The sequence below is a fragment of the Parvularcula mediterranea genome (genome assembly GCF_013085255.1).
Classification (GTDB): Bacteria; Pseudomonadota; Alphaproteobacteria; order Caulobacterales; family Parvularculaceae; genus Parvularcula; species Parvularcula mediterranea.
In genome coordinates this window covers 889,348-911,730 of sequence record NZ_JABFCX010000003.1, presented here as the reverse complement: position 1 = coordinate 911,730, position 22,383 = coordinate 889,348, and the positions used below count along the sequence as shown (strand labels likewise).

The 22,383-nt window shown below is 63.0% G+C and carries 27 protein-coding genes and 1 tRNA gene; 12 read left to right on the top strand and 16 right to left on the bottom strand.

Annotated elements, in window-relative coordinates:
- Positions 1–111 precede the first annotated feature (111 nt).
- Entirely contained in the window at positions 112–1,014 is a 903-nt protein-coding gene (locus tag HK107_RS13245) for a hydrogen peroxide-inducible genes activator (protein WP_173200572.1), read from the top strand.
- Positions 1,015–1,021: 7 nt separating this feature from the next.
- On the top strand, positions 1,022–1,789 hold the full coding sequence (locus HK107_RS13240) for a WecB/TagA/CpsF family glycosyltransferase (protein WP_173200571.1): 768 nt from the start codon (positions 1,022–1,024) through the stop codon (positions 1,787–1,789).
- Here HK107_RS13240 and HK107_RS13235 read toward each other — a convergent pair.
- From HK107_RS13235 to HK107_RS13225, 3 genes are read right to left on the bottom strand one after another with little or no spacing between them, the layout of a single operon-like run.
- On the bottom strand, positions 1,753–2,898 hold the full coding sequence (locus tag HK107_RS13235; protein WP_173200569.1) for an AI-2E family transporter: 1,146 nt from the start codon (positions 2,896–2,898) through the stop codon (positions 1,753–1,755). The two genes, HK107_RS13240 and HK107_RS13235, sit on opposite strands and share 37 nt — an antisense overlap.
- Positions 2,895–4,631, bottom strand: a complete 1,737-nt coding sequence (locus tag HK107_RS13230; RefSeq protein WP_173200567.1) for an AmpG family muropeptide MFS transporter — start codon at positions 4,629–4,631, stop codon at positions 2,895–2,897. Before HK107_RS13230 ends, HK107_RS13235 begins: the two co-directional genes overlap by 4 nt.
- Positions 4,632–4,684: 53 nt before the next feature.
- Positions 4,685–5,104 carry a hypothetical protein gene (locus HK107_RS13225; protein WP_173200565.1) on the bottom strand — a complete coding sequence of 140 codons (420 nt, stop codon included), beginning with the start codon at positions 5,102–5,104 and terminating at the stop codon, positions 4,685–4,687.
- On the opposite strand from HK107_RS13225, the gene HK107_RS13220 reads away from it, so the two are divergent.
- Positions 5,103–6,107 (top strand): adenosine kinase, encoded by a 1,005-nt coding sequence (locus HK107_RS13220; protein ID WP_173200562.1) that lies wholly within the window; start codon positions 5,103–5,105, stop codon positions 6,105–6,107. The genes HK107_RS13225 and HK107_RS13220 overlap by 2 nt on opposite strands.
- Positions 6,108–6,144: 37 nt before the next feature.
- Here the strand turns inward: HK107_RS13220 and HK107_RS13215 are convergent, their stop codons facing one another.
- From HK107_RS13215 to hisB, 7 genes are all read right to left on the bottom strand, one after another.
- On the bottom strand, positions 6,145–6,774 hold the full coding sequence (locus tag HK107_RS13215) for a VPLPA-CTERM sorting domain-containing protein (protein WP_173200560.1): 630 nt from the start codon (positions 6,772–6,774) through the stop codon (positions 6,145–6,147).
- A gap of 99 nt (positions 6,775–6,873) precedes the next feature.
- Entirely contained in the window at positions 6,874–7,203 is a 330-nt protein-coding gene (locus HK107_RS13210) for a phosphoribosyl-ATP diphosphatase (protein ID WP_173200558.1), read from the bottom strand.
- Positions 7,197–7,964, bottom strand: a complete 768-nt coding sequence (hisF, locus tag HK107_RS13205; RefSeq protein ID WP_173200556.1) for an imidazole glycerol phosphate synthase subunit HisF — start codon at positions 7,962–7,964, stop codon at positions 7,197–7,199. Before hisF ends, HK107_RS13210 begins: the two co-directional genes overlap by 7 nt.
- Positions 7,961–8,692 (bottom strand): 1-(5-phosphoribosyl)-5-[(5-phosphoribosylamino)methylideneamino]imidazole-4-carboxamide isomerase, encoded by a 732-nt coding sequence (hisA, locus tag HK107_RS13200; protein ID WP_173200554.1) that lies wholly within the window; start codon positions 8,690–8,692, stop codon positions 7,961–7,963. The genes hisF and hisA overlap by 4 nt, the downstream gene beginning before the upstream one ends.
- Positions 8,689–9,312 carry an imidazole glycerol phosphate synthase subunit HisH gene (gene hisH, locus HK107_RS13195; protein ID WP_173200552.1) on the bottom strand — a complete coding sequence of 208 codons (624 nt, stop codon included), beginning with the start codon at positions 9,310–9,312 and terminating at the stop codon, positions 8,689–8,691. The genes hisA and hisH overlap by 4 nt, the downstream gene beginning before the upstream one ends.
- Before the next feature lie 94 nt (positions 9,313–9,406).
- Positions 9,407–9,646, bottom strand: coding sequence for a hypothetical protein (locus HK107_RS13190; RefSeq protein WP_173200550.1), 240 nt, complete (start codon positions 9,644–9,646; stop codon positions 9,407–9,409).
- A gap of 102 nt (positions 9,647–9,748) precedes the next feature.
- A complete protein-coding gene (gene hisB / locus HK107_RS13185) occupies positions 9,749–10,348 on the bottom strand; it encodes an imidazoleglycerol-phosphate dehydratase HisB (RefSeq protein WP_173200548.1) in 600 nt (199 codons plus the stop codon).
- A 176-nt stretch (positions 10,349–10,524) separates the two neighbouring features.
- Between hisB and HK107_RS13180 the strand changes: the two genes are divergently transcribed.
- The 3 genes from HK107_RS13180 (at position 10,525) to HK107_RS13170 (ending at position 13,672) form a co-directional block, all read left to right on the top strand.
- Entirely contained in the window at positions 10,525–11,568 is a 1,044-nt protein-coding gene (locus HK107_RS13180) for a hypothetical protein (RefSeq protein ID WP_173200546.1), read from the top strand.
- 62 nt (positions 11,569–11,630) lie between these two features.
- On the top strand, positions 11,631–13,025 hold the full coding sequence (locus HK107_RS13175) for a sensor histidine kinase (RefSeq protein ID WP_173200544.1): 1,395 nt from the start codon (positions 11,631–11,633) through the stop codon (positions 13,023–13,025).
- An 8-nt stretch (positions 13,026–13,033) separates the two neighbouring features.
- Positions 13,034–13,672, top strand: a complete 639-nt coding sequence (locus HK107_RS13170; protein ID WP_198912411.1) for a response regulator transcription factor — start codon at positions 13,034–13,036, stop codon at positions 13,670–13,672.
- Here the strand turns inward: HK107_RS13170 and HK107_RS13165 are convergent.
- Positions 13,669–14,637, bottom strand: coding sequence for an SDR family NAD(P)-dependent oxidoreductase (locus tag HK107_RS13165; protein ID WP_173200540.1), 969 nt, complete (start codon positions 14,635–14,637; stop codon positions 13,669–13,671). The genes HK107_RS13170 and HK107_RS13165 overlap by 4 nt on opposite strands.
- Before the next feature lie 54 nt (positions 14,638–14,691).
- On the opposite strand from HK107_RS13165, the gene HK107_RS13160 reads away from it, so the two are divergent.
- Complete coding sequence (locus HK107_RS13160; protein WP_173200538.1) at positions 14,692–15,042, top strand: DUF952 domain-containing protein; 351 nt, start codon at positions 14,692–14,694, stop codon at positions 15,040–15,042.
- A gap of 8 nt (positions 15,043–15,050) precedes the next feature.
- Here HK107_RS13160 and HK107_RS13155 read toward each other — a convergent pair whose 3' ends face one another.
- Positions 15,051–15,422, bottom strand: a complete 372-nt coding sequence (locus HK107_RS13155) for a DUF2141 domain-containing protein (RefSeq protein ID WP_173200536.1) — start codon at positions 15,420–15,422, stop codon at positions 15,051–15,053.
- Between the two features lie 304 nt (positions 15,423–15,726).
- On the opposite strand from HK107_RS13155, the gene hslV reads away from it, so the two are divergent.
- From hslV to hslU, 3 genes are read left to right on the top strand one after another with little or no spacing between them, the layout of a single operon-like run.
- Positions 15,727–16,260, top strand: a complete 534-nt coding sequence (hslV, locus tag HK107_RS13150; protein ID WP_173200534.1) for an ATP-dependent protease subunit HslV — start codon at positions 15,727–15,729, stop codon at positions 16,258–16,260.
- Positions 16,260–16,622 carry a DUF2809 domain-containing protein gene (locus tag HK107_RS13145; RefSeq protein ID WP_173200532.1) on the top strand — a complete coding sequence of 121 codons (363 nt, stop codon included), beginning with the start codon at positions 16,260–16,262 and terminating at the stop codon, positions 16,620–16,622. The genes hslV and HK107_RS13145 overlap by 1 nt, the downstream gene beginning before the upstream one ends.
- A 3-nt stretch (positions 16,623–16,625) precedes the next feature.
- Positions 16,626–17,933, top strand: a complete 1,308-nt coding sequence (gene hslU, locus HK107_RS13140) for an ATP-dependent protease ATPase subunit HslU (RefSeq protein WP_173200530.1) — start codon at positions 16,626–16,628, stop codon at positions 17,931–17,933.
- On the opposite strand, the gene HK107_RS13135 is transcribed toward hslU, so the two are convergent.
- The gene (locus HK107_RS13135) at positions 17,928–18,503 is read right to left on the bottom strand and encodes a hypothetical protein (protein ID WP_173200528.1); all 576 of its coding nucleotides are present in this window, start codon (positions 18,501–18,503) and stop codon (positions 17,928–17,930) included. The genes hslU and HK107_RS13135 overlap by 6 nt on opposite strands.
- A gap of 100 nt (positions 18,504–18,603) precedes the next feature.
- On the opposite strand from HK107_RS13135, the gene HK107_RS13130 reads away from it, so the two are divergent.
- Positions 18,604–20,118, top strand: a complete 1,515-nt coding sequence (locus tag HK107_RS13130) for a hypothetical protein (RefSeq protein ID WP_173200526.1) — start codon at positions 18,604–18,606, stop codon at positions 20,116–20,118.
- A 14-nt stretch (positions 20,119–20,132) separates the two neighbouring features.
- Here HK107_RS13130 and trhA read toward each other — a convergent pair whose 3' ends face one another.
- From trhA to HK107_RS13115, 3 genes are all read right to left on the bottom strand, one after another.
- Entirely contained in the window at positions 20,133–20,828 is a 696-nt protein-coding gene (trhA, locus tag HK107_RS13125) for a PAQR family membrane homeostasis protein TrhA (protein ID WP_173200524.1), read from the bottom strand.
- Between the two features lie 196 nt (positions 20,829–21,024).
- The gene (locus tag HK107_RS13120; RefSeq protein ID WP_173200522.1) at positions 21,025–21,567 is read right to left on the bottom strand and encodes a DUF4287 domain-containing protein; all 543 of its coding nucleotides are present in this window, start codon (positions 21,565–21,567) and stop codon (positions 21,025–21,027) included.
- Between the two features lie 164 nt (positions 21,568–21,731).
- Positions 21,732–21,808: transfer RNA gene (locus HK107_RS13115), tRNA-Met, on the bottom strand.
- A 174-nt stretch (positions 21,809–21,982) separates the two neighbouring features.
- Here HK107_RS13115 and HK107_RS13110 point away from each other — a divergent pair.
- Positions 21,983–22,381 carry an EF-hand domain-containing protein gene (locus HK107_RS13110; RefSeq protein WP_173200520.1) on the top strand — a complete coding sequence of 133 codons (399 nt, stop codon included), beginning with the start codon at positions 21,983–21,985 and terminating at the stop codon, positions 22,379–22,381.
- Positions 22,382–22,383 lie beyond the last annotated feature (2 nt).

Sequence of the window (22,383 nt, the reverse complement as noted above, 5' to 3'; positions counted from 1 at the left end):
TGGTCTGAATCTCTGTGAGGGTCTTCCGCCCTCGAGGAGACACATGGTCCGAACTGCATCGCGTGGCAAATTGATATTGTAGCGCCCCTCAATCGGATTTATCGATAGGCTATGCAGCACCTGCCAACCCTCCGCCAGCTCCAGTTCTACGAGGCACTCTGCCGCACCGGCTCTTTCAGCCGCGCAGCGGAGGCGTGCTTCGTCTCCCAGTCGACCCTCTCCTCGGGGATCAAGGAACTCGAAGCGACCCTCGATGCGGTGCTGGTCGACCGTTCGGCGAAGGGGTTCGCCCTGACGCCTTCCGGTGAGGAAGTGCGGCGCCGGGCGGAGGACCTCTTGGCCGATGCGCGGGAGCTGACGGTGGCGGCTTCGACGGCCAAGCCGCTGCTTGATGGGAGCTATCGCTTCGGTCTCATCCCGACGATCGGGCCGTTCCTCCTGCCCGCTGCGATGCCGCGGATGGAGGGTGCGTTCCCGGAGCTGAGAGCCTTCCTGCGCGAGGACCTGACGGCGAACTTGGTCGAGCTTCTGCGGGCCGATCAGCTCGACATGGCTGTCCTTGCCCTGCCGATCGAGGGCGACGGGCTCGATTGCGAGGTCTTTGCCGAGGACCCTTTCTTCCTCGTCTGCCGGGAGGATCACCCGCTGGCGGAGCGCGAGGAAATCGCGACCGAGGAGCTCCTCGGCGAGCCCCTTATGTTGCTTGAGGACGGCCACTGCCTGCGCGACCATGCGCTGTCGGCCTGCCGCCTTCCCCGGCCAAGGGATGGGTCAAGCTTCGCCGCAACGAGCCTCTTCACCCTCGTCCAGATGGTCCGTTCAGGGCTCGGCGTGACGCTGCTCCCCAAACTCGCTGTGGGTCAGGGGCTCGCGGATGGCCTCAGCGTCATTCCTTTGAAAGACCCTGATGGTACATCACCGTCTCGCAGCCTTGGCCTCGCATGGCGCAGGTCCTTGAGGCGGCGCGAAGAGGCAGAGGCGCTGGCGCCGGTTCTGGCAGCGGCGGTGGGCTGAGGAATCGATGGCTGGCAAGGTCTTCACATTCGCAGGGCTGGAGATCCCGTTCAGGACGGGTGCGGAATTCTTCGACGCCTTCGAAAGCGCGATCGAGAAGCGGACCCCGCTCAGGATCGGGATCTGCAACGCCAATACGTTGATGCTTGCCAAGGAAGACCCCGAGTATCGTGACGTCCTTGCACGGATGATGCTTCTCAACGATGGTGTCGGCCTCGACCTTGGCGCAAAGATGAAGCTTGGCGAGCCTTTCCCTGAGAATCTCAATGGGACCGACCTGACGCCTCGCATCTTCCGCGAAAGCCTGAAACCGCTGCGTATCTACCTCCTTGGAGGAGAGCCTGGGATCGCCGAAGGGGCGGCTGCCAAGATTGCTGAGATCGACCCGCGCCACGAGATCGTTGGCCTCCGCTCCGGCTTCTTCAAGCCTGAAGACGAGTCCATGATCGTTGAAGAAATCAACGATGCGCAGACGGATCTTCTTCTGGTGGCCATGGGCAATCCACTTCAGGAGAAGTTCATCATGCGCCACGCCGATGCTATCCGCGCGCCGGTAGCGATGGGCGTCGGCGCGCTCTTCGACTTCCTCGCGGAGAAAGTCTCACGCGCGCCGATGTGGATGCAGAACATGCGCATCGAGTTCCTGCATCGCTTGCGGCAGGAGCCTGTAAGGCTTTTCAAACGCTACACCGTCGATGCAGCTGGCTTCCTCCTTGCCGTCCGCAAGGAGAAGAGCGCTCAGTCTGCAGAAGGCGTTCCCACCGGAGCCGAGTAGCCGCGCTGCAGCGCATCGATCTCGCCATTATCCGACAACAGGATCGCCACCGGCTTGGTCGCCTCGAACTGCGCGAGGATGATCATGATCGCAACGGTCATCGGTACGCAGAGGAACATGCCAGCGATACCCCAGAGCGATCCCCAAGCCGCAAGGCTCAAGAGGATGACGAGGGGCGAAAGGTTCAGCGACTGACCCATCATGCGCGGCTCAATGAACGAGCCCACCACCTGCTCCGCCGTGGTCAGGAGCACGCCCGTCAGAATGAAAAGGCCAAGCCCGCCGCCCGGCTGCACGAGTGCTAGCAGCGTCGGGAGGATGACGGCGATGATCGAGCCGATCACGGGAATAAAGTTCAGCGCAAAGATCAGAAGTGACCAGAACCCAGCGAAATCGATCCCGAGCAGCATCATGATCACAAAGGAGATCACGGCGACGATAAAGCTCGTCAGCGTCTTGACCGAGATGTAGGTTCTGACGAGGCGCTGGATGTCGTCGATCACGTCCGACACCAGCTTATCCGCGCCATGAGGTCCGGCAATCTTGGTGAGCTTGGACAGGAGCCTGCCGCGCTCAACCAGGATGAAGGCCGTGTACAGAAAGACGGTAACAAGGCTGCCGACGAGCCCGCGGGCAATGGCTGCGACGCCGCCGAGATAGCCTTGGGTCACTTCCAGCGCATTGGCCTGCAAATTGTCGAGACCCTCACGGATATCAGCACCGAACGGCATCGTGTCCGCAAAGACCGTCAGTTCCCGCCAGATCTCGCCAAGCCGCTCGCCATATCCCGGCGCGGCTGCCACCACAGCTTCGATGTTGCTCCGGATGATCGCGACAAGGACGAACATGATGGCGAGGATGAAGGCGAAGGAGAGCGTGAAGCTCAACGCTTCAGGGATGAACCGTCCCAGGCCCGGAAGCCGCTCGATCCGCCGCTTCACCGTGACGATCAGGAAGCTGAGAAACGCCGCGATGACAAAGGGGATCAGGACCCCCTGGCCGATCCACAGGATGAACCCTGCGAGGACGAAGATCCCGACGCCGAAGAAGAAAGAGGAGAGCGAGCGCGCGTTCTTCCGCTTGCCGACCTCGTCCGCGATGATACTCATGTTGCAGGTTCCCCAACCGCAGCGACTGGCTTGGGCGGGTAGCGCTTCTGGAGCACCGCGACCAGTATCACCAGCAGTCCGGCAGGGATCGCGTAGCTCGCCGTCAGGAGGAAGAAGTTCACCCAGCCAAGGGCCTCGGCCATCTGCCCTGAAAATCCGGCTACGAACTTGTTGAGGGTCGCGTAGATCGAGCTGAAGAGCGCGTATTGAGTGGCAGCATTGGCCGGGTCCACGAGGCTCGAAAGATAGGCAATGAAGACCGTCGTGACGAACCCGCCGGCAACATTGTCCGCACAGATCGCGAAGGTCAGGAAGCCGATATCATCCCCCGTCGCGCTGCCTGCGAACCACGCATAGGCTCCATTGGTCACAAGGGTCAGGATCGCGCCAAAGACGAGGCTCCGCGTGATGCCGAAGGCACCTGCCGCGAGCCCGCCAAGGAAGAGGCCGATGAAGGTCGAGATGACACCGGGACCGGACTGGATTGCGCCGACCATCCCCTTGTCGAACCCGAGGTCCACATAAAGCGGCACCGCCATCACACCCATGGTGAAGTCCGACAGACGGTAGATCAGCACAAGGATGAAGATCGGGACGATCACCTTGCCGAACCGGTCGATCACCTGGAGAAGCGGCGGAGCGTAGACCATGAAGACCCTGCCGCGCTTGGCCTCTGGGTCCTGAAGGTTGAGGTTGCCCTCGGTCGCCTGCGACGCCTTCACCATCGCCATGACGAGGCCCGCGAGGGCAGCGATTGTGAGAGCCACGACGGCGAGCTTGGCGAACTGCTCGTTGGCCGGGAGGCCGACGGTGCTCTCAAGGACTGGGCGGGAGTAGACATAGAGCGCGCCGAGCCCCGCAAGGGCCGCGCGCCAAGGCAGGTCCATCTTGGTGCCCTTGAAGGCGATCTTGCCGAGCGCGAGCGCGCCAATGGCAGCCCCCGCCAGAAGATGCACAAGGATTTCGGCGAAGTTCATCCAGACGAAGACCTTCGCAAAGCCGAAGAGAAAAAGCGCCACCGCCGCCGCCTGTGCGGGGCCGGCAAAGAGCGGCAGGTCGCTGAGCGCGATCTGCTTCTTCACGGTCTTCGGTTCACGGATGATGAGGACGAGCGCAGCTGTCGTGCCCATGGCTGCGGCCATCACGAGATAGCTGACCGTCCAAGACGACCATGAGGCCAGCACCAGCGCGAGCCCTGAGAAGATCAGCGCACCACGATACCCCAACGAATAGGATGCCGCCATCGAGGCCTGCTCCTCGCTCGGCGCACTTTCGATCCGCCAGGCGTCAATCGACACGTCGAGGGTAGCACCTGAGAAGGCCAGGATCAGCGTACCGAGGATGATCTGGGTCAGCCCTTCGGAGGGGTCACTGAACGCGGCAATGGAAAGGCCCGCCATGGTCCCGATGATCGAGACGATCATCCATGACCGCCGGTGCCCCAGCTTCTTCGTCAGCCCCGGCACGTTCAGCCGGTCGATGATCGGTGCCCAGACGAACTTGAAGGAATAGAAAAGCCCTAGCCAGTAGAAGTACCCGATGGTGGAAAGCTCAATCCCTTCCTCACGCAGCCAGAAAGCGGTCTTTTGGTACACAAGATAGAGCGGCAGGCCCGATGCGAAGCCGAGCATCAGCATCGCGGCCATCTCGGGTCGGGTGTAGGGTTTGACGCTCCGCCAGAGCCAGCCCTTGGGATCCTCGCTCGGCGCCTTCACGGACTGGGTATCGCTCATTCGCTCTCCTAACGGGCCCTAGCTTTCAAATGTGCGCCGCACCGGGCTTCGGGTCAAAGCCCTGCGGTGCAGGTCGAGAAGCTCGGCGCCTTACCGCCTGCGTTCAGCGCGCCGGTCCTCAAGGACGCCACATCGCCGCCCGCAGGCGCCACGATGGCGTAGATGCGGCAGCGCTGAAGGTCATAGCGGCGGAACTCATTGGGTCCCTCCCGCCGGACCAGCGCAGGCGCACCGACCAGACGCTCAAGAAGGCTGACGTCCCGCCCGATGAATAAGGTCGCATCAGGACCGGGCTTGAGGCGGGTTTCCACCGGCGCCTCCTCACCTGTTTCTCTGCCGATGAGCTGGCCCAGCGCATCGTCGCCCCGCGCGCTATCGCCTGACGACGTTGCGCAAGCGGTCAGCAAGGAAGCGGTGGACAGAAGCAGCGCTGCGCCTCTAACCCGCAGCGGTCTGAAAGAAGGATCAAACATGGCCGATATCCAGGTGGCTGCGCTCGGAAACGCGATTGTCGATGTCATTGCTGAGGTTGATGAAGGGTTTCTTGCGAAATTCGAAGTGCCCAAAGGCGGCATGATCCTGATCGACACCGAAAAGGCCGAGGCCATTTCGCACGCGGAAGAGTTTACGGACACGGTGATGGTGGCTGGCGGTTCAGCCGGGAATACCTGCGCCTGCATCGCGAGCCTTGGCGGCACGGCCCGGTTCATCGGCACGGTGGCCGACGACAAGCACGGCAATGCCTATCGCGAGAGCCTGCGCGGCACCGGCGTCATCTTCGACACGCCGAACGTCACCGACGGGAAGCCCTCGGGCCGCTGCCTCATCTCCGTGACCTCCGATGCGGAGCGTTCGATGGCCACTTACCTCGGCGCAGCGGGGGACATCACCCCCGCCGCCGTCCTCGAGGGTGACTTCGAGACCGCCCAGATCTGCTACCTCGAAGGCTACAATTTCGAAGCCCCCGAAAGCCGCGAAGCCTGCCGTGAGGCTGCGCGCCGCGCGAAAAAGGCTGGCCGCTTCGTCGCCATGACCCTCTCGGACTCAGGCATGGTCGAGCGCAACTTCGAGCCCCTGGTCGCCTTCCTCAAGGAGACCGTGGACATGATCTTCGCCAACCATGACGAGGCGAAGGCTCTGACCGGCCACGACGATGCCATGGAAGCCGCCAAGGCCATGAAGGCCGAGTTCTGCCTCTGGGGCGCTGTGACCATGAGCGAGAAGGGCTCGATGGTCTTCGGCCCGCAAGGCGAGATCGAGCACGTGGACGCCATCCCGCCAGCGCAGCTTGTGGACACCACCGGCGCGGGCGATGCCTACGCCGCTGGCTGGCTCTTCGGCTTCACCACCTGCATGGACCTCAAGTCCTGCGGCAAGCTCGGCTCCCTCTGTGCGTCGGAAGTCATCAGCCACAAGGGCGCACGTCCGGAGGTCTCGCTCCGCAAGCTCGCCCAAGAGAAAGGGCTCCTCGGCTAAGCCGAGAAGCCCCGTCCTTCCCGTTGTTCTTGAGAGGTCAGGCCTTGCGGCGGCGGATGCCGAACGCTGCGAGGCCTGCTGCCATCAGGACGCCCGCTGCCGGGAGAGGCGTTTCGACATTGTCGACAAGCTGATTGTTCACCAGGAACTCGACACCGGTCTTCCCGCCATCTTCGAAGTAGACGAGCTCGAACGCATAGAGGCCCGGGCCAAAGTCGAGGTCACCGCTCGTGTAGCGGAAGCCGCGGCGGCCTTGCTGACCAAGGATTTCGTTGTCGATGGTCAGTTGGAAGCCATCGTCCGAACCCACCGACCAGCGCGTGTCATCCGCACCCAGCTCGATCATGCCTGAGAAGCGCATGACCGTGTCGTGGAGCTTCGGGAAGTCGATACCGCTGGTGATCGTGCCGAGGCTACCGAGGAAGGTGGAGAGCGTGTTGTTATCGCTGAAGCTGCCGGTCGATCCGTTGGGGAAGTCGATCCGGGTCAGGTCGAAGAGCGTGTCAGCATCGCGGCTAGTGATCTCAGCAAGCGCTGCCGAGAGCGAGTTGATGTTGTTCGGCGAGTCCCAGGCCTCGCCCGTCACCCCGATCAGGGTTGCGGCGTTAGCGGTTGAAAAGCCGAGGGCGGCGATGGCTGCGAGAGCGGCGTTAGCGAAGCGGTTCATCTCGTTTCAGTCTCCGTTTGGCGCGGAGGATGCGCCAGGCGTTGCGTATGACTGGAACGATGCAGCCCGCGTGCCAGCGGACGCTTCTAACGTGAATGTCTAACGCTCTCGTGAAGCCTTTTCGGCAATGCCGGAGGTTCCGGCGCGCTTCTCAAGCTCTGCCGCGACCTCGTCGAAGCTGATCCCATTGGCCTCAAGGAGGACCGCGAGGTGGTAGAGGAGATCGGCGCTCTCCGCGGCGAGCTCCTCCTTGTCACCGAGAGCGCCGGCAAGCGCGGTCTCGACGGCTTCCTCGCCCATCTTCTTGGCGCAGCGGGCCTTGCCCTCCGACAGGAGCTTGGCCGTATAGGAGGTGGACGGATCATCGCCCCGGCGGGCTTCGATACGTTTCGTCAGGCCGTCCAAGGCGTTGCCGATCTTGCTCACCATGTCCTCCTCATCGGAACCCCGTCCGCGATCATCGCCTTCTTCGCCTCTTCGATCGTGAAGGTGCCGAAGTGGAAAATGCTGGCCGCGAGAACTGCGGATGCTCCGCCTACGGTGACGGCTTCGGATAAATGGTGCAGCTCGCCTGCGCCGCCCGATGCGACCACGGGGATGTTCACGGCTGAGGTGACGGCTTTCAGAAGCTCGACGTCGTAACCGGTCTTGACGCCGTCACGGTCCATCGACGTCAGCAGGATCTCGCCAGCACCCCGGCGCTCGGCTTCTTCAGCAAACTGAACAGCGTCGATCCCTGTGGGCTTGCGGCCGCCATGTGTGAAGATTTCCCATCTGCCGGGCGCTACGTTCTTGGCGTCGATGGCGCAGACCACGGCCTGCGAACCTGCGGCAAGAGCCGAAGCCGTGAGCACCGCAGGGTCACGCACGGCGGCGGAGTTGATGGCAATCTTGTCCGCCCCTGCGCGCAGGAGCGCCAGCACATCCTCCGCAGACCGAACACCGCCGCCAACCGTCAGGGGGCAGAGGGCCTCTTGCGCGGTGTGGGTCACAGTTTCGAGGAGCGTGCCGCGGTTCTCATGGCTCGCGGTGATGTCGAGGAAACAGATCTCGTCCGCGCCTGCCTCGGCATAGGCGGCAGCGGCTTCGACCGGGTCGCCAGCGTCACGCAGGCTGACGAAATTGACGCCCTTCACCACGCGCCCGTCCTTGACGTCGAGGCAGGGAATGAGGCGCGTCTTGAGGCTCATCGCACGGCCTCGATCGCAGCCCTGGGCTCGATCCGGCCTTCGTAGAGCGCCTTGCCAATTATCGCGCCAGCGATGCCGTCGCCTTTCAGCGCAGCCAGCTCGCGGAGATCATCCGTAGACGACATGCCGCCCGAGGCGATGACTGGCAGCTTCGTTGATTTGGCCAGCGCGCGGGTGGCCTCGACGTTCGGACCTTCGAGCGCGCCGTCTTTCAGGATGTCGGTGTAGACGATCGCTGCAAAGGGTGCTTTGTCGAATTTGGCGGCCAGCTCTTCAGCCGTGACAGACGATGCCTCGTCCCAGCCTTCGGTCGCGACAAAACCGTTCTTGGCATCAAGGCCCAGCACCACCTGTCCGGGGAACGCGCGGGCGGCAGCGAGCGCGAACTCAGGGTCTTTCACGGCAGCGGTGCCGAGGATGACCCGGGAGATACCAAGCTTGAGCCAACGCTCCGCCGTCTGAAGATCGCGGATGCCGCCGCCAAGCTGCACTTTCGCGTCGGTCTCCTTCAGGATGGCTTCGACAGCATCTGCGTTGGCAGGCTTGCCCGCGAAAGCGCCGTCGAGGTCGACCACGTGCAGGCGCTCGAAACCGCTCTCGCGGAAGCTCTTCGCCTGGTCCGCGGGATTGTCCGCATAGGTCGTCGCCTTGTCCATGTCCCCGCGGAGGAGGCGCACGGCCTTGCCTCCCTTGAGGTCGATCGCGGGCCAGAGTTCAAAAGCGGTCATGGTCGCCACTCCAGAAAATTCTTGAGGAAAGCCTGTCCGTAGGCGCCGCTTTTCTCAGGGTGGAACTGCGCACCCGCGACGTTTTCCCGCGCCACGGCAGCGGGGAACCGCTCGCCATAGTCAGCGGCCGCGATGATATCACTCTCGTCGGTGGCCTCGAAGATGAAGCTGTGCACGAAATAGGCATCGCCTTCAGGCGGCAGGAGAGGGTGATCCGCAACCGGAACAACTTCGTTCCACCCCATGTGCGGAAGCCGGAGGCCATCGGCCTTCAGGGCACGGACCTTGCCGGAGACGAAGCCGAGGCCCTCCACCTCGCCATGCTCCTCGCCAAGGTCCGCGAGAAGCTGCATCCCGACGCAAATACCAAGGAAGGGAAGCTTCCGCTCGGCGGTCGCTTCGACCAGCGCGTCCACAAGCCCGGGCCTTGCCCTCAGGCCAGCGGCGCAGCTCGCAAAGGCTCCAACGCCGGGGAGGACGATCCGGTCAGCAGCCAGCACTTCGGAAGGTTCGGCGCTGACCGCGACCCGCCAGCTGGCGTCGGGCGCAGCGCGCTCAAGGCCGCGCACGGCGGAGTGCAGGTTCCCGGCTCCATAGTCGATAACGCATACGGTAGGCATAGGCGGGCGGGTTAGCGCCTCCCCGTCGCAGCGCAACAAAAAAGGGCGCGCCGCAATGGCACGCCCTTCTTCAAAAGCCTGATGGCCCGACTGCTTAGCTGCAGTCGGAAACCGCTTCGATGACTTCTTCCGGAGCATCGGCGAAATCGTCCGGCGAGGTGATCTCGGAAAACATCGCGGCGAGGTCAGCGTCACCGGCGACCTTCTCTGCGAGGCAGCCGCAATCGGCTTCGCCGCCATACTCGGCCTGGTAGGCTTCGCAGGCTGCTTTCCACTCAGCTTCGGATTGAACGGCGGTCAGCGCGAGCGCCGATGCGATGAGCGATGCAAACATGGTTTCTTCCCTAGAATAGCGTTTCCTGCCTTCTGACGGCAGTGGCGAAACCATAGAAAGCATTAACCACGTTGCAAGCGCTATGTTATCGCGCGAGCGGGGTCAGGAGCCGAGCGATCCCTTGGTCGAGGGGATCGAGCCAGCCATCCGCGGATCCAGCGAAACCGCCATCTTGAAGGCCCTCGCGGTGGCCTTGAAGCAGCTCTCCGCGATGTGGTGGTTGTTGGTTCCATACAGATTTTCAACGTGCAGGCAGGCGCCCGCATTGGTCGCGAAGGCGTGGAACCACTCCTTGAAGAGCTCGGTGTCAAACTCGCCGATCTTGTCCCGCGTGAACTCGGCCTTCCAGATGAGGTAGGGCCGCCCTGACAGGTCCATCGAAGCCCGGGTCAGGGTCTCGTCCATCGGGATGTAGGCATGGCCGAAGCGCGTGATGCCCTTCATATCGCCCAGCGCCTCGGCAGCTGCGAGACCCATGACGATGCCGACATCCTCGGTCGTGTGGTGGCCATCAATGTGCAGGTCGCCTTCCGCGCGCACGGTGAGATCACACAGGGAATGCTTCGCAAAGCCCTCGAGCATGTGGTCGAGGAAACCGATACCGGTCGAGACATCAGCCTTGCCCGAGCCGTCGAGGTCGAGCCGGACGGTGATGTCCGTCTCCTTCGTCTTGCGGTGCCTCTCTGCGATGCGGTTGGTCATGCCTTGTCCTTCAAAGGGAACGCGCCGCCTAGCAGAGGAGGGTTGAGAATGCCTAGGCCCTTTCCTGCGGCAGGATTGCTGCCAATTTTCAGCATCGCGGCAGCGTTTGGGTAAGACTACCCATAACGGCGTAGGGCCTCCGCTGCTCATCTGCCTCCATCAGAACGGAGGGAGCTATGCTCAAAACACTACTCACCATCGCCGCCGCCGCGCCCGTCGCGCTTGCCACCGCATCGGCAGCGCCCGTGACCGTGAATGCGGGCACTTCAGGGAGCGTCAGCAATCAGAACATCTTTGGAGGCCGCAGCGCCGCCGGTTTCTCGGACAGTCTCAGGATCGGGCCCAGCGGAGCCCAGATCTTCGCCGAAGCACAGGCCAGCACCGGCACCGTGGACTCCTCGGTCGATCTCGACTTCACCGCTCAATATGATGACAGCATCGGCTTGAGCGAAGCGGGCAGCGTCATGCTGGCGCTATTGGGGTCTGCCGATGCGGACTTCGACACCAATTTTGGCGCCGGGTTCGAAGCAGGAGTGGCGACGAGCTTCCTCAACATCGGCGATGTCAGCCTGATCGATCGGGGCTACCGCCTCAGCGCATCGGGAAGCTCCACGATCAGGAGCAGCGGCACGGGCCGGGATAGCCAGGGCTTTGCTAGGGTCGGCACGCCGGAGATCCCGGGCATTTCGATCGGTGGCGGCGTCTCCGCCAACGCGACCCAGCGCTCGACCCTCGACCTGACAGGGATCTCCGGCACGCTGACGGCACGGAATGCCGTTACCGGCACCTTCGTCAGCAGCATCTTCTCTATCGGCAACTCCGGGGTCGACAACTTCAACTTCGATCTCGGCGAAGTGGGACGATGGGACCTGAGCGTCGGCGATATCGGCGTCGGCAATGCCTTCAGCAGCGTGTTCGGCCTGTCTGTCAGCGGAGACTTCGGCGCATCCCTGGGCTTCGGTTGCGGGAACCCGGCGAGGGATGATGATAATGGACGGCTCTGCGTGGGCGATGCCGGGGTGGAGGTGGAGTCGAGCTCTCTCGACCTCGCCAATATTCCGGGCTTCGCGCTGCTGTACAGCGGCTTCAAGTCCCAGGGCCTCGGATCCATCACCATCTTCGACGACACCATCTCGGAGGTCCCGATCCCCGGCGCCCTCCCGCTCATGGCCTCGGTCTTTGCAGTCGGCGGTTTGCTGCGGCGGCGAAAAGCGAAGTAACAGGAAGGTCAGGCCCTCTTCCTCTGCGGGGAGGGCCAGGCACTGAGGTGAGAGGAGAAGGCATGGGGATTTGGGACGTCACCTATTACTCCCTGTTCCTCACGCTCGGCCTCAGCTTCATCGCCGTGACTGAAGGGATGGGGAACAGGATCGCCACTGGATATGGTGTCCTCCTCGTCCTGACTCTTGGGCTGCTCTTCGTGATCGAGGAGTGGCTCGTGACCCTTTTCGGCCTTCCGGAAACTGGCGTAATCCGGTTTTCGTACCTCTACGGAATGATCTACGCAGGATACGGCTACTGGCTCGCCTACATCGCATCGGGCGGGAAGGCAGGGCCATCATGGACAAGGCCGGCACTTTTTACCGTGCTCGGAGCCTGTGCCGCGGCGCTTATTTCCTTGACCCTACCCCTCGACCAGGTGCCGGTGCTTCTTTTCAATATCCTCCTTGTGGGGATGATCATCTCCAACGGGACCGCGGCGATGACGTGGAAGACCAGCGAAGGGAAGGTCAATCCATCGGCCGGTATAGCGCTCGGCACGGCCGGGATGCTGAGCCTCATTCTCCTGGGCGCTACGCTACTTGGCGGTTGGGACCCGACGGCTACGCAGTGGATCTTCAGGGGCTCCTTTGCAATCGTTGCCCTACTGACGATTTTGACCGTGAGCTACGCCCTCTTCGACATGCGCCGCTCCCACGCCGATGCACTGCGGGAACGCCTCATGGCGGTCGAGCTTCAGGCAAGCCAGGCGAGCGAGCTCCTGCGCCTCGAACGGGCCTATTCCGAAGCGCAGTCCGAAATCATCGAGCGGACCCGGCGCCTCTCCGATGTTAGCCACGACCTCCGCCAGCCCATCGCTTCGATCCGTGCGGAGCTTGATGCATCAGCTCTCCCTGACGAGCCGAGGGAGCGGCTGCGCAGGCTCGCCGACCATCTCTATGATCTGAGCGACGGCTATGTTGGCGGAAGCGCGGGTCACGGCCTTCCGTCCAAGGATGAAGGCAATGCGCTCTCCGAAGACATCAGCCTCACGGCATTCTTCGCAACCCTTCGTCACCTGTTCGAAAGCGATGCCGAACAGGCAGGGATCGACCTTCGGATGGTCAGCTCCGCCCGGGCTGTTTTCGCGCCGGCGACCCCTCTTATGCGGGTGGTCTCCAACCTGGCGACCAACGCGATCAGTCATTCAGGGGCGGAGCGGATCCTCGTCGGCGCGAAACGGCGGGGCGGTGCCATCGCCATCGTCGTTGCTGATAATGGTCGGGGCCTGTCGGAGGCAGAACTCGAGGCAGCATTCAGGCGCGGCGAGAAGTCTGCGGACAGCGAAGGTTCTGGGTTGGGATTGCCTATTGTCCGCTCCCTGACGAAAGAGTTTGGCTTCGGTCTCGAAAACGAGCTCCTCAAGGGCGGCGGTCTTTTGTTCGCCATCACCGTCCCGGCGGCTCGTGAGCAATGACGGACAGCGTGCGCAAGACGGTTGTCCTCGCCGACGACCATCAGATTGTCCGTGATGGGCTTGCATTGGCGCTCGCGAAACCCGGTCTCGTGACGCCTGAGGGTCTCGAGATTCTGGCTGAGGCCGGCGACGGTTTTGAGACCTTGGCCGCAGTCAAGAAGCACCGCCCTGACCTCCTCGTTCTCGATATCACCATGCCCCTCGCGTCAGGTGGTGAGATCCTCAATGATATCCGCCGCTGGTCCCCCGAAACGAAGATCGTCATCTACTCATCGGTCACTCAGGGCGGCGTGCTGGCGAGCCTGAAAGAGCAGGGGGTGGAGGGCATGTTCTACAAGGGCGCGCCGATGGCCATCCTCTACGAGAAGCTTCCCGTAATCCTCCGTGGTCAGACATTCATCGCGCCTGAGTGCCAGGCTGCGATGGACGGCGCGTCAGGGCCAACGAGGCTCACGCCGCGCGAGCACCAGACCCTCGCCATGATCGTCTCGGGACGGACGACGAAGGAAATTGCGGAGCTGCAGGGCATCTCGCCAAGGACGGCCGAGAAGCACCGCGCGAGCCTGATGGGCAAGTTCGGTGTGAAGTCCGCGGCCGCACTGATGGCCGCCGCGGTCAAGGAAGGCCTCATCAAGGAGGGGGACTAGAGCCCGTTCGGGAAAAGGGTGCTCGTCTGGCTGGCGAAGAGGTCCGCGTCTTCTTCTGCGTCACGCTCAACAATGAAGCCCTTTTCGGCGAGGAGGCGTTCGGTCTCGTCCCAGAGCATCCGCGCGACCCGGTCGGGGTCATCCGGCAGGGTCGGCGTCGCGGGCTTCTCCTTGTCCCAGTAGACGCCGTTGTTCCATGCTCCGTCATCGGACAGTGCGGCAGCGATGGTGGTCCGCGCGCCTTTTGCCGGGCTGATCTGCAGCGGTTTCGTCAGCATGAAGACGGCCTGCCAGGCACCGGGGAAATGGTTCGACCTTCCGAAGTCGGAGCTTACGAAACCCGGGTGCACAGCATGGGCTCTGATCCCCAGCCGGCCATAGCGCCGCGCCATCTCCCGCACGTGGAGGAGGTTCATCAGCTTGCTCTCCGAATAGGCATCGCGGGCCATGCCGCGCTTTTCCGGGAAGAGGTCTTCGGGATCGAGTTTCCGCGCGAACTGATGCGCAGCGGAAGAGAGGTTGATGACCCGGCACTCGCCCCGGGTGCGCGCTGTCTCGAGGAGCTTGCCCATGATCGCCTCGGTGAAGGCAAAGGTGCCGATGTGATTGACCCCTGCGATCAGCTCGAAGCCGTCCTTGGTCTCTCCGTCCGATGTCGTCGCGAGCCCGGCATTGTTGACGAGAATGTCGATCCGTTCTTCGCCCTTGAGCGCCTCGGCAGCCTTCCGGATGCTCGCGAGATCACCAAGGTCGAGATGGAGGACCGCCACCTTGTCATTACCGGTCACCTTGGAGATGTCGTCGGCTGCGGCCTGGCCCTTGGCCTCGTCCCGGACGGCGAGGATGACCCTTCCGCCCAACTCGGCGAAGGCCTTGGCCGTTTCAAAGCCGATGCCGGTGTTGGACCCTGTAACGACAAATGTCTTCTGGCGATGCTCGATCATGGCCTTAAGAATAGAGAGCACCGCGCGCTGCGCCAAATGACGAAAACAGCGCAGGGAATGAGAAAGGCACCGCCGATGAGCGACCGGATCATCTACAAGATCTTCCGCCCCGCCGAGTGGGAGGCTCTCAAGGCGGACGGCGAGACCATCGGCGCGCCGATCGACATTGAGGACGGCTACATCCACTTCTCCACCGCTGCCCAGACAGGCGAGACGCTGGCCAAGCATTTCCGCGGAGCGGGGCCGCTCGTTCTGGCGTTCGTCGATACGAGCGCGCTCCCCGATGCGCTGCGCTGGGAGCCCTCGCGCGGAGGTCAGCTCTTTCCCCACCTCTACGCAAAACTGCCGCTCGCCGCGGTGGTGCGCAGCGAGCGGCTGGTGCCCGGGGAGGATGGGGCGCATCGCATCCCCGAGCTTGGGACCTGATGGGCGGATTACTCCGGGTAGGTCATTTCAAGGCGCACGGTGGTGCCATCGGCAGGGACGATGATTTCGACATCTGAGTACTGCCAGCCGCCATTGCCCGAGAGGGCCCAGCCATCCTCCGGGAAGCCGTTGGCCTGACGGTCGAAGACGTCATTGCCATTGTCGTCATGCCAGACCGACACGGCATAGCTGCCGGCGGGCACGTCATATTCGAAGGTCATGGTGCCGGGCTGGGCGTCGGTCCGAGAGCCGGCCGTGCCGGTTGGCTGCATGTAGGTCTCTTCGGTCTGCACCGAGACGTAGAAGGTCCCAGCATCGCTCTCGACGCCATCGACGATGACGGTGAGCGGGGCGAGCAGCAGCATGGCAGTGGCGAACATCGTGAAATCTCCTTGATCCTCATTCCCGCAGGATTGTTCCTGCAGTATAGTTTGTAATGCAAACAGATCGGACATTCAAGAGATAAGTTTGAAAATCAAACCGAATGTGGAGTGCCGAGCTTAGAATATCGAACTATTTTAAAGACTTGGAAGGTGAGGAAATCGGCAGCGCTCGCAGCCTCACTGGAAGAGGACATGCCGGTTGGTTCCAAGCAGCGGCTTTCATCCTCTTGAATGCCCTGCTAGCGACCGCGCTTCGGCTTCTTATCTCAGGGGCCACGCGTCTTTCGTAGGGAGCCTGTCCATGACCACCATTCTCGCTGTTCGCAGGAACGGGCAGGTTGCCGTGTGCGGCGATGGCCAGGTCTCGATGGACAAGACCATTTCCAAGGGCGACGCGCGCAAGGTCCGCCGTATCGCTGGCGGGAAGGTGGTCGCAGGCTTTGCTGGCCGGACGGCAGATGCGTTCGCGCTCCTTGAACGGCTCGAGGCGAAGCTTGAGCAGTACCCCACCCAGCTGACGCGCGCTTGCGTTGAGCTTGCCAAGGACTGGCGCACCGACCGCGCCCTTCGCCAGCTCGAAGCGCTTCTCATCGTCGCAAATTCGGAGACCACGCTGATGATCTCCGGCCTCGGTGACGTGATCGAACCAGAGGCCATGGAAGAGGGCGGGGTCATCGCCATTGGCTCCGGCGGCAACTATGCCCAGTCCGCGGCCCTCGCCCTCATTCAGAATACTGACCTTCCCGCAGAGGAGATCGCCCGCGAGGCGCTTGCCATTGCTGGGAAGATCGACGTCTTCACCAACGACAAGATCACCATGGAGGTCATCTCCTGATGCGCATGTACTATCTTCTCGCGACAGGCATCCTGTCGCTCGTCCTCGCTCTCATCGCCACCTTCGGCACAGGCATCGTCAGGACCCACGGCGGTGACGTTCTGGTCGTTGTCTGGCTCTATCTCGTCGTCCGTACCGTGACGATGATGCCGAAAGGTCTTGCTGCGATCCTCGTCCTTGCCGTCGCCTTTGCGGTGGAGTTTGGGCAGGTGATCGACATCGCAGGTCAGCTCGGCATCGCAGACAGCGCCTTCGCTCGTCTTGCCTTTGGCCGCACCTTCGATGCCTTCGACTTCCTCGCCTATGGCGCGGGCGCTGCCATCGCCTATTTCGCCGACCTCTCCTTCGGAAAGAAACGCTAAGCCTTGACCGACCTCACGCCCCGCGAAATCGTCTCCGAGCTTGACCGCTTCATCATCGGACAGCGCGATGCCAAGCGCGCCGTCGCTGTCGCCCTCAGGAACCGCTGGCGCCGCCGCCAGCTCGAAGGTCAGCTCAAGGATGAAGTGACGCCGAAGAACATCCTGATGATCGGCCCGACCGGCGTCGGCAAGACAGAGATCTCCCGCAGGCTCGCCAAGCTCGTCGGCGCACCGTTCGTGAAGGTCGAAGCCACCAAGTTCACTGAGGTCGGCTATGTCGGCCGCGACGTCGACTCCATCGTCAGGGACCTCGTGGAGGTGGCTCTCCAGCTCGTCCGTGAGCGGAGGAGAGAAGAGGTCAGGGCCCGCGCCCAGGACGCCGCCGAACAGCGCGTCATCGACGCCCTCGTGGGCCCGCAGGCTGGCGAGGCGACCCGCACGTCCTTCCGCCGCAAGCTGCGCGACGGCCTCCTCGACGACACGGAAGTCGAGGTGGAAGTTACCGACCAGGGCAAAGGCATGCCGAGCTTCGACGTCCCCGGAATGCCCGGCGGCTCGGTCGGCATGATCAACCTCTCCGACATGATGAAGGGCGCCTTCGGACAGCAGAAGTCCAAAAAGAAGCTGCTGGTCAAAGATGCCTTCAAACCGCTGATCGATGAGGAAAGCGATAAGCTCCTCGACGACGAGAAAATCACCCAGGAAGCCCTCTCGGCGGTGGAGAATGACGGCATTGTTTTCCTCGATGAGATCGACAAGGTGGCCAAATCCTCCGAGCGCGGATCAGGGGACGTCAGCCGCGAAGGCGTGCAGCGTGACCTCCTCCCGCTCATCGAAGGCTCGGTCGTGCCGACCAAGCACGGTACGGTGAAGACGGATCATATCCTCTTCATCGCATCGGGCGCCTTCCATCTCGCCAAGCCTTCTGACCTGCTGCCTGAGCTTCAGGGCCGCCTGCCGATCAGGGTGGAGCTCTCCTCCCTCACCCGCGACGATTTCCGCGCCATCCTCACCGACACCGAGGCGAGCCTTCTTCGTCAGTATGAAGCGCTTCTTGGTGCTGAGAACGTCACCCTCGAATTCACGGAAGACGGTATCGACGCCCTGGCCGACATGGCGGCCCGGGTGAACGAGAGCGTCGAGAATATCGGTGCACGGAGGCTCCAGACGATCCTCGAGCGGGTCCTCGAAGATGTGAGCTTCTCCGCCGCTGACCGCTCGGGCGAGACGATTTCGATCGACAAGGCCTTCGTCGAGGATGCTCTCGAAGGCCTCGCGGGCAACCAGGACCTCTCCAAGTTCATCCTATAAGGCCGAGCGCAGCCTACGGATCTTTTCGGTGGTCGGGCGTCCCCTGACCATCGTCACCACGTCCCCGTCGCGGGTAGCCACGAGGATCAGCGGCTCCGAAACTGAACTGACCTGAAGCCCGGCCAGAAGCGCATTCCGGTCGAAGAAGGTAAAGAGCCGCTTCCGGTCCGATGCCCGCGGTGTCTCCGAACGAAGCCGGGACGTGATCGCGTCGGAGAAGATCTCGTACCCGGGTGCCGGGGCAGCGATCCCGACCCACGGAACGCTCCGGGCTGTCTCCAGCCCGAAAGCCCGGCTCCATTCCTCGAGCACGGACTGCTGGTCGATCTCGAAGGCAATCACCACGAGGCTCCGCGCGCCGGGGAGGCCTGAAGGCAGCCTCACGGCCTGCCCGTCGAGGTTCCTCGCGGTGATCTGGGGGAAGATTGGCGCTCTCGTCGGGATCACGGCGCGGTTGCCCACGGTGCCGACAACGCGCTGTCCAGTGTTCTCCGAGGGCTTCGGAGGCGTGGCGCAGGCCGCCAGAACACAAAGGGCAAGGGCCCAGACTACGCGGAAAACCTGTCTCATCTGCCCACTCGCTCTTCTCTTCTAGGAGAAACACGGCGCAGCACTGGCGTAAACCTTTCAGGCGCGTTAACTTGTCCTTTCAGGAGTGGGAGGCCTCACCGTGGCAAATCAGTTCGTCGCGTTCATGGATGAGCGTCATGGCCTTGGCGCATGGGTCGCCGAGCAGATTGCCGCTGACCTTTTCAGGAACCCCACAAGGGCTCGGGCGGTCAATGGCGGGGGCGCCAGAAACGGCGCTGCGCCTGGTGCGAGCCAGGACCTTTCGGGCCGCGAGATCACCTCGTCGGACCTCTCCATGAGCCTCTATGGCTCGGGCACACGCCGCTCCTTCGGCAATGCCGCAGCGGCTCCGGCCAGCGCGCCTACGGCAGGCGGCGCAGCCTTCAAGACCTGGACGAGCCCACGGGCGTCCGCCGAATCGACCGCCGCCGCCGTCGTTTCCGGTCAGGCCCAAGTCGGCGTCCTCCCGCTCTATGACGAGCATGGCGGCTTCAATACCGATACGCTCTCGGCGCTCATGGACTTTCCGCAGCAGGTGCTCGGCGAGTATGTGGCGGAGAGCAACTACGTCCTCGCCGTCCCCACGGACATGATTCACGAGGTCGATCAGGCAGGCTTCACCGACAGCTTCGATGCCACCGGCACCCGCGCTTTCCAGTGGAATGCCGAGAAGCAGCGCAAATATCGCGGCCGGATCGGTACGGTCTACGCCTCGAACGACGCGCTCCGCCATTGCGCCGCGGCCGTTGAGGGCCTGCGTGCCCGCGGTATCGACGTGCAGCAGCTGCCCGACGGCACCGATACCTATCGCGAGGGCCTCTCCCGCGCGGCAGAGCTTCTCGACCCCGAGCGCGAGGTTCACACCAAGTACGGCCCCGGCGGTCAGGAGCGTGTCTCGAAGACCTCCGGCGCGAACCACTCCAAGCCGCTGATCGGCGTCCTTCTCAGCTTCGACAAAGCGCTGGGCGATGGCGGCTACAGCTTCGACAGCGACTACAAGGTCCTCGAGGCCGAGATGGCTGGCGCAGACCGGGTGCGGACCTCGTTCATCGCGACCTCGGCCCTGCCAAGGCGCGGCGCGACCCGCGCTGACCTGATGTCCGGCGACATCGCAGCGGTCGAGCGTTTCTTCGACAGCGGCCGTTCGCTGAAAAAGGGCAAGGACACGCCGCTCCGCCACACGCCGGGCCTCGACGATGATGGCCTGCCGCAGGTGCAGCAGGAAGGCGGCTATCCTTACGCGCGCCTTCTCTACTCGATCCCCACGGTGGGCCGTGAGGCGAAGGACCACTCACAGGTTCTCTCTAAGCTCTCCGAAGCCAAGCTCAGCTACCGCACGGTCAGCCTCGACCGCCGCGACGGCATGCCCGTCGTCCTCGCGATCGACGTACCGCAAGGCCACCAGCACAAGCTCCGCCCGATTGTCCGGATGATTCACCGTCTGCCGGGTGCCCAGCGTTTGGCTGCCTTCCCGTCGGTGACGCCGATGATCGCGGAAGGCCTGCGCCCGCAGCCAGCTTCGGATCCCAAGGCGCGTCTGCTGCTCAAAGGCACGGCGCTCATCGTGCTCGGCCTTGCAGCCTTCGCAGCGCTCAGGGTCGGGGGTGTGTTCTAAGGGCTTTCGGGCCCTTAAGCCGCGCCGCCATTCTGTCCGAGGACGAAGCCGTAGATCGCCACGAAGTGGCAGACGCTTCCTGCCAGAACGAAGACGTGGAAGATCGCGTGGGTGTACATGCGCGACTTCCAGGCAAAGAACCCTGCACCAACAGTGAAGCAGAGCCCGCCTGCGACAAGCCAGACAAAGCCTGCCAGCGGCAGGTTCGTGAACAGCGGCCACAGCACAAAGACGGCAACCCAGCCCATGCCGACATAACCGGCGAGGCTGATCCAGTCATACTTGCGGATGTGCCCGTCCACGAAATGCAGGACGAACTTCGCCACAATGCCAATCGCAGCCATCGCCCATACGGTTATAAGGATCGCCATCCCCGAACCCGTGGGCAGGGTGATTAGCGCAAACGGCGTGTAGCTGCCCGCGATCTTCAGGTAGATCGCCGCGTGATCCACCACTTCGAGGAAGGGCTGGAACGTCGACTTGAAAGCGGCGTGATAGACTGTCGAGGCGAGGTAGAGGAGCACCGCCGAGCCGCCATAGATCGAGACCGCGGTGATCTCCTTGGCGCCTCCCATCATGGTGGCTTTCAAAACGAGGAAGACGAGGGCGATGACCGCCAGCACGATCCCCACCCCGTGGGTCACTGCGTGCCAGACTTCTTCAGCGGCAGTGTGGGCGCGTTCGGCAGCGTTGGCGAATGTCGAACTCATGCATACCCCCTAGCAAGAACTGAGCCCGACTGCACCGAGACCGAGCGCAATTCAGTGAACACGTCACGTTTCGTTATGGTTCACAATATTTTATCTCCCGCGCCGCAGGCGCTCCGGTGGGGCGGCGCAGGGGCGCCGGGCCCACGCTTGTGGGCCTTCGCGAGGAGCTGTCTCGCCTTGGAGCAACGCTCCTTGGTCAGCCGGCGCGTTCGTAGGCTTCGGCCATCCAGGCCTTAACTTCGTCATCGAAGTCTTCGGGGTTCTCGAGCCGGACCCGGTGGCTGCACATGGCGTTGTAGGTTTCGAGGCGCTCGGTTGGTTCGTCACCCTTGAGGGCGAGACCGAGGTCGACCCTCGTTTTCGTCGCCGGGGTGATGAGCGCGAACTGCTTCTTCCGCCTCAGGCTGACGCTCGATTTCTTCGGCGCCACCTCGACGTCGCTCCCGAGACTTATCGCATAGGCCATCACCGCGTCGTGGATGGGCTTCAAACCAGCCTTCGCCCCTGAATATTGCTCAGTCACCGGGTCTGCAGGTGTCTCAATCTCGCGCGCCTTCGCTGCGATCAGGTTGGCAAACCCGTGGGTGACGCCGTGCTCGGTCTTCAGGAACTTGACGATCTGCCCATGCTTCTCGAGCCCTTCAGACGCGATCAGCTTCTGCCAATCGCCCAGCGGCTTGCCCGTCTTTTCAGGCAGGTTCGCCAGCATCGTCGCCAGCTGCTCCTCAGGTGAAGCCATGTCCCTCTCCCTTTTTTCGGACAAGGCTAAGGCCTGAGCAAAAAGGTTCCAAGCGCACCCAACATGGCCATCAGCCAAACGCTTCCGCCCGAAGGCGCACAAGTGTGTGTCCGGCGCTGATGCGCCGCCCCATCGGAGGGCCCACGGCCCGGGAGATCAAAAAATGGTAGCGGAGGAGGGACTTGAACCCCCGACACGCGGATTATGATTCCGCTGCTCTAACCAACTGAGCTACTCCGCCAGAGCGAGGCTCTATGGCGCGGGCGGGGCCGCGCGTCAATCGCCTGATAAGGGACAATGCGGTTACATTTTGCGACAGAAGGAAGCCTCGCTGGCAAGCGCCGGTGACATGAGGTGCGCACATCGTTCTCATCGGAACGGATGGTCCGTTCCTCCTCGATAAAGGAATGACAGCATGACCAAGACTCTGCCCCTTCTGGCCGCTGCCCTGATCGCCGTGACCGGTGCCGCCCATGCCCATCCTGGTGGACGCGACAGTGGTCCCGTGACCCGCGATGAAGCTCTCCAGAAAGCCGAAGACCGCTTTGCCGAGATGGACGAGAACGCCGACGGCTTTGTCACCCTCGAAGAGCTCGAAGGCCAGCTCCGTGGCCGCCGCGCGCGCCATGCCGAGAAGATGTTCGACAAGCACGACATCAACGACGACGGCTATGTCAGCCTCGATGAGATGCTGGAGCATGCCGGCGAACGGTTCGATGAAGTCGATACCGATGGCGACGGCGTCATCTCCGACGAAGAGCGCGAAGCTGCCCGTGAGGGCATGCGCGACCGGATGAAGAAGAAGCGCGGATAAGC